The sequence below is a fragment of the Streptomyces sp. NPDC060205 genome (assembly GCF_042728395.1).
Lineage (GTDB): Bacteria > Actinomycetota > Actinomycetes > Streptomycetales > Streptomycetaceae > Streptomyces.
The window spans coordinates 1-6229 of the sequence record NZ_JBHWZP010000454.1; the positions used below are offsets into that span (position 1 = coordinate 1).

The 6229-nt window shown below is 71.2% G+C and carries 3 protein-coding genes; 1 reads left to right on the forward strand and 2 read right to left on the reverse strand.

Annotation, left to right across the window (positions count from 1 at the left end):
• Positions 1 to 91: 91 nt before the first annotated feature.
• Both serB and ACFWGJ_RS40720 read right to left on the reverse strand, forming a co-directional pair.
• The gene (serB, locus tag ACFWGJ_RS40715; RefSeq protein ID WP_387334008.1) at positions 92 to 1309 is read right to left on the reverse strand and encodes a phosphoserine phosphatase SerB; all 1218 of its coding nucleotides are present in this window, start codon (positions 1307 to 1309) and stop codon (positions 92 to 94) included.
• A gap of 130 nt (positions 1310 to 1439) precedes the next feature.
• On the reverse strand, positions 1440 to 3392 hold the full coding sequence (locus ACFWGJ_RS40720) for a streptophobe family protein (protein WP_387334010.1): 1953 nt from the start codon (positions 3390 to 3392) through the stop codon (positions 1440 to 1442).
• Positions 3393 to 3634: 242 nt separating this feature from the next.
• On the opposite strand from ACFWGJ_RS40720, the gene ACFWGJ_RS40725 reads away from it, so the two are divergent.
• Complete coding sequence (locus ACFWGJ_RS40725; RefSeq protein ID WP_387334009.1) at positions 3635 to 6142, forward strand: FHA domain-containing protein; 2508 nt, start codon at positions 3635 to 3637, stop codon at positions 6140 to 6142.
• The last annotated feature ends 87 nt before the right edge of the window (positions 6143 to 6229 follow it).

Here is a 6229-nt window from a genome sequence, read left to right on the forward strand (position 1 = left end):
CCACGATGGTGCCGGGCCCCGTCCCTGCCTCGGGAGCCCTCAGCCGGGTGCTCGCGCGAGCAGGTGCCCTCGCGAGCGCGCACAAGGGCTGTCAGTCCACGTGCATGTCCGCCGCCTCGACCTCTTCACGTGTCACGCCCAGCAGATAGAGGACCGTGTCGAGGAAGGGGAAGTTCACCGCGGTGTGGGCCGCCTGGCGCACCACGGGCTTGGCGTTGAAGGCGACCCCGAGACCGGCCGCGTTGAGCATGTCCAGGTCGTTGGCCCCGTCACCGATCGCCACCGTCTGCGAGATCGGCACGCCCGCCTCCGCGGCGAACCGGCGCAGCAGCCGCGCCTTGCCCGCCCGGTCCACGATCTCGCCGATGACCCGGCCCGTGAGCTTCCCGTCGACGATCTCCAGCGTGTTGGCCTGGGCGAAGTCCAGCCCGAGCCGTTCCCGCAGATCGTCCGTCACCTGGGTGAACCCGCCGGAGACGACACCGACCTGGAAGCCGAGCCGCTTCAGCGTGCGGATCAGCGTGCGCGCCCCCGGTGTCAGCCGCACCTCGCTGCGCACCTTGTCCACCACGGAGCCGTCGAGCCCCTTGAGCAGCTTCACGCGTGCGTGCAGGGACTGCTCGAAGTCCAGCTCGCCGCGCATCGCGGCGGCCGTCACCTCGGCGACCTCGGCCTCGCAGCCGGCGTGCGCCGCGAACAGCTCGATGACCTCGTCCTGGATGAGCGTGGAGTCCACGTCCATGACGACCAGGCGCTGGGCCCGCCGGTGCAGCCCGGCCGCGACCACCGCGATGTCGACGCCGAGCGCCGCGGCCTCGGTCACCAGCGCGGTCCGCAGCGCCTCGGGCTCCGTACCGGACACGGCGAACTCGACCGCGGTCACGGGGTACTTGGCCAGCCGGAAGATACGGTCGATGTTGCCGCCTGCCCCGGTGATCCGGGCGGCGATGGCGGCCGTCGACTGCGCGGTGAGCGGATGCCCTAGGACGGTCACCAGCGACCTGCCGTGCCCGCGGGGCCGGTTGTCGCCGTGACCGGAGATGATCTCGGTCTGCAGCCGCATCGAGTCCGCCCAGCTGTGCACGGTGGCGCGCAGATCGCCCTCCAGGCCGGCCGGCGGATGCGTCACGAGCGCGCACAGCACGATCCGGCCACGGGTGACGACCTGCTCGATGTCGACGACGTCGACCGAGTAGGCGGCGAGGGTGTCGAAGAGCCCGGCGGTGATACCGGGACGGTCCTTGCCGAAGATCTTGACGAGGAGAGTCGGGACATCAGTGGGAACATCAGGGGTGTGTGATGCGCTCATGGTGCTCACACCGTATCCGGCACTCCGTGCCGAATGACCCCGAGGTCCGCCTGACGGACAGGGAACAGTACATGTCGCCCGGGTGTCCCCCGCCTTCACGGGCCGTGTCGGCCCCGCGCCCGCCGCGCGGTCAGCGGCGCCCGCCCGGCTTGCGGGGCGGTGGCGGGGGAGGCAGTTCGTCCGGTGGGGTGGGCGGTCCGTCCTGCGCGGAGCGGCGACCGCGCCGGGGCCCGGCCCCGGGACCCGGACGACGCGTCGGCGGGAGGGGGCCGATCATGGTCTGCGCCCCGTACACGTCGTCCGGCACGTCGTCCGGCGGACGCGGGCCGGGCGGCGGCTGCCCACCGCCGCCGACAGGCTGTCCACCGGGCCCTGAAGGCCCACCGGCGGGCCCCGGCCGGCCGCCGGGGGACTGCGACGGCCCACCGGGGGGACGCGGCCGGGCGCCGGGAGGCCCTGCTTGTCCGCCCGGGTCGCCACGCTGCCCGCCGGGCGGCCAGGAGCCGCCGGGGGACTGGGGGCCGGAGCGCCGACCGGGCCCGGACTCCCGTAACTCGTCGGGGATCCGCAGATAGGGGTTCGTCTCCGGGTTCGTCGGCCGGAACGGCGTACCGGGCCGGTAGGGACCGGCCTCCCCGGCCGCATGCCCCGCCGCCTGCCCGGCCGGTTCCGCGTACGAGGTGACGGCTTCCGGCGCGCCCGTGCCCGCGTCACCCCGTGCCAGCGGCGCCGCCTGCCGCCCGGCGGCACCCGACGCGCACGCGAGCAGCGCGCCCACCGCGCCCGCGACCGCGCCCCACAGCGCACCGAGCAGCAGCGCCATGCCGATCTGCCCGCGCAACTCGATCCCGGAGTCGAACGCGTCTATGCCGAGCACGGACAGCGAGGCGTCCACGGACACCTCCGTCAGCCAGACCAGCAACGGCAGCACCAGCGCGGTCACGACGGCCAGCCGCAGCGCGCAGCGAGCCGCGAAACCGAGGACGCCCCGCTCCCGTACGAACGGGGTGCGGGCCGCGGTCAGGACACCCGCGAACAGCATCATCAGGGCCGCCGCGATGCCCAGCAGCCAGACCCGGCCGTCCAGTTCGGCGAGCCTGGCCAGGGTCACGGGCTCGTCGGAGAACTTCAGGAGGTCGTCCATGGGGTCCGGCAGGAACTGCAGGAACGGACCCTCGGCCGTCCCGTCCCACGGCACGAAGAGCCCGATCGGGATGCCGAGCCACACGCCGTTGGGTGCCCCGAGCAGGGCGGCGCCGGCGATCCGTTTCGGGTTGTCGTCGCCGATCGCCGCGTACGCCGCCGCCGCGAAGCCCGCCAGGACCGCCACCAGCAACACCGTGACCAGCGCGGACACCGCGGGCCGCACCACGCGGTGCACGGCCGTCCAGCCGCCCGGCAGCGGGGTCCTGCGGGAGGCCAGCAGCGCGATCAGCAGGACGCCGAGCACCCAGCCGAGGCCCCCGAGGAGTGTCGGCACGGTGTCGACGGTGAAGCCCACCTTGGCGTTCGCGTCCGCGAGGTCCCCGAGCCGGTCCGGCAGCAGACCGCCGATGTTGCCGAGCCCGGGCACCTCCACGTCGTCGGGCACCCCGCCGCCCGGCAGTTTGTCGAGCCCGAGCGCACCGCCGTCGATCGTGATGATGTCGTGTCCCGCCCAGGCGAGACCCCCCAGCAGCGCCACGAAGAGGGCGGCCACCGTGCCCGCCCGCGCCGCCAGTTCGGCGGGTGAGATCACCGCGCCCGCCCCGCGCAGCGAGCGCAGGAAGAACCAGGACAGCAGCAGCGCGCCCACCAGGCTCACCCCGAGTGGCGTGATCTGGAGGGCGGTGTCGGCCTGCGCGCCTTCAAGACCGAACGCCGACATATCGCCCGAGGGTGTCACCGAACCACCCGCCCCGAGCGCCACGAGCGCCGCGGTCATCGGCCCGAGCGAGGCCGTCTCGTCGGCATCGAGCAGATGCAGCCCCAGCGCGGCCACCCCCGCCATGCCGATCAACGCCCAGCTCACGGCGGCGATCGAGGACAGCAGCACATCGCCCACCGGTACGCGCCTGCCCTGTCCCACGGACCCGTCGCTCATCATCAGCCCCCCGACTCCGCACCCGCGACACCTCCGCCGCGGTGTCCCCCTCGCGTGGGATTACCACTCTCCGGTCCGGTTTCAACCCCGTCAACGGAAACGGACAAGACGCCCGTACTCGGTCTTCGCGAGGCCCGACTTTCGGTCAGGGGCCTCCTACTGAAATAGTTCCCCACGATGTTCGACATCCCTAGACTCCCTGTGTTGGGGGTACATCGGGGGACAACACAGTGGGGCATGGAGTGCCGGAACTCGTACTGGAATTGAACGGACGGACCTGGACGCTCGAAGCGTCGAGGCCATACACCCTCGGACGCGATCCGCAGGGGGACATCGTGCTCGAAGACGCCAGGGTGTCCTGGCGTCACGCCACGATCAGCTGGGGCGGCCGCAGTTGGGTCATCGAGGACCACGGCAGCACCAACGGCACATTCGTGCAGGGGCAGCGGATCCATCAGATGGAGATCGGCCCCGGCTCGGCCGTGCACCTCGGCAACGCGACCGACGGACCACGCCTGAGCATGACGGGCGCCGCGGCCGCGACACCGCAGGCACAGCCCCAGCAGCAGCCGTACGCCGCTCAGGGCGCCCCGGCGACCGGCTGGGCCCAGCAGACTCCGCAGGCGCCCGAGCAGAGCTGGCAGCAGTCGCAGCAGCAGGGCCAGCAGGGCGGGCACATCCCGCAGCAGCAGGGCTCCGGCGGCGCCGCGGGGGCGCCGCCGGTCTACGGCGACCGCAGCCCGACCACGTTCCACCAGATGTCGCTGGGCCGCGTGATGCGGATCGGCCGTGCGCTGGAGAACGAGCTGGTCGTCTCCGACCTGCAGGTCTCGCGGCACCACGCCGAGTTCCACGCGACGCCCGACGGGCGCTACGAGATCCGTGACCTCGGCTCGCACAACGGCACGTTCGTCAACGGTATGCCGATCGCCAAGGGCGGCTCCGCGCTGCTCGGCGCGAACGACATCGTCGGCGTCGGCCACTCGACGTTCCGCCTGGTGGGCGACCGCCTTGAGGAGTTTGTCGACACCGGTGAGGTCTCCTTCTCGGCCCGCCATCTGACCGTCACGGTCGACGGCGGCAAGCAGATCCTCAAGGACGTCTCCTTCGGCGTGCCGGAGAAGTCGCTCATCGCGGTCATCGGCCCCTCCGGTTCCGGCAAGTCGACGCTCCTCAAGGCGCTCACGGGCTACCGCCCCGCCAACGAGGGTGACGTCCTCTACGACAACCGAAACCTCTACAAGCAGTTCGCCGAGCTGCGTCAGCGCATCGGTCTGGTCCCGCAGGACGACATCCTGCACAAGGAACTGACCGTCAAGAAGGCCCTCAAGTACGCGGCCAAGCTGCGCTTCCCCGCGGACACCACGACCCAGGAGCGCGACTCCCGGATCGACGAGGTGCTGCGCGAGCTGAAGCTCGACGTCCACAAGGAGAAGAAGGTCACCTCCCTCTCCGGTGGCCAGCGCAAGCGCGTCTCGGTGGCCCTTGAGCTGCTGACCAAGCCGTCGCTGATCTTCCTGGACGAGCCGACCTCCGGCCTCGACCCGGGCATGGACCGCGATGTCATGCAGCTGCTGCGCGGCCTCGCCGACGACGGCCGCACGGTCCTCGTCGTCACGCACTCCGTGGCGGAACTGGCCATCTGCGACAAACTTCTGGTCATGGCGCCCGGCGGTTCCGTGGCCTATTTCGGTCCGCCCGAGGAGGCACTGAACTTCTTCGGCTACGACACCTGGGCCGATGTGTTCTCCGCCTTCGAGAACTACCGCGACTACGACTGGGCGGGTCGCTGGAAGGGCTCTCAGCACTACCAGATGTACGCCGCGGACATCGACGCGGTCGCCCCGCAGTCCGTACACATGCCGCCGCCGCAGGCGATGCGCCCGCCGAAGCCCCAGGGCTGGATGTCCCAGCTGGGCACACTGGTCCGGCGGTACGTCTCGGTCATCGCGTCCGACAAGGGCTTCCTTGCCCTGACGGTGATCCTGCCGGCGGTCCTCGGCGCGGTCAGCCTGCTCATCGAGCCGGACAAGACGCTGCTGGTGAACACGAAACTGCAGCCCAACGGCCTGCCCATCCCGAACAGCACGGCCGCGACGGTGCTGCTGATCCTCGCGGTGGGCGCCTGCTTCGCGGGCGCCGCGAACTCGGTCCGTGAGCTGATCAAGGAACGGGTCATCTACGAGCGCGAACGCGCGACCGGCCTGTCACGCTCCGCGTACCTGATGTCCAAGGTGATCGTCCTCGGCGTCATCACGATGTTCCAGGGCGCGCTGGTCGGCGCGATCGGCTTCATGAGCCGGACGATCCCCGACGAGGGACTGATCCTCGGCGGCGCGGTCGCGCTGGAACTCTCCCTGCCGATCATGGCGCTCGGCTTCACCTCGATGATGTTCGGCCTGGTCATCTCCTCGCTGGTGAAGACCGCCGAGAAGACCATGCCGCTGCTGGTGATGTTCGCGATCATCCAGGTCGTCTTCACCGGCTGCCTGTTCCCGCTGAACGGAGCCGTGGGCGTCAACCAGATCTCGTACCTGATGCCGTCGCGCTGGGCGGTCGGCGCCTCCGGGGCCACGCTCGACTTCAACAAGATCAACCCGCACAACACGGCCGAGACCGATCCCCTGTGGGATCACACGGCGCTGACCTGGGTCCTCGACATGACGGCCCTGTTCGCCCTCGCCGCGGTCTGCGCCTTCCTGGTGGCCCGCTTCCTGCGCCGCCACGAGCCTGAGGTCATGCGCAAGTAGGACGCCGGGAGCGGCACGCGCGAAGGGCGGCACCCCACAGGGGTGGCGCCCGTTACGGCGGTCGGGCCGAGGTCCGCGCCGACCACA

Coding starts and splice junctions, on each gene's coding strand:
- serB (WP_387334008.1), bottom strand. CDS start 1,309: ATGAGCGCATCACACACCCCTGATGTTCCCACTGATGTCCCGACTCTC.
- ACFWGJ_RS40720 (WP_387334010.1), bottom strand. CDS start 3,392: ATGAGCGACGGGTCCGTGGGACAGGGCAGGCGCGTACCGGTGGGCGAT.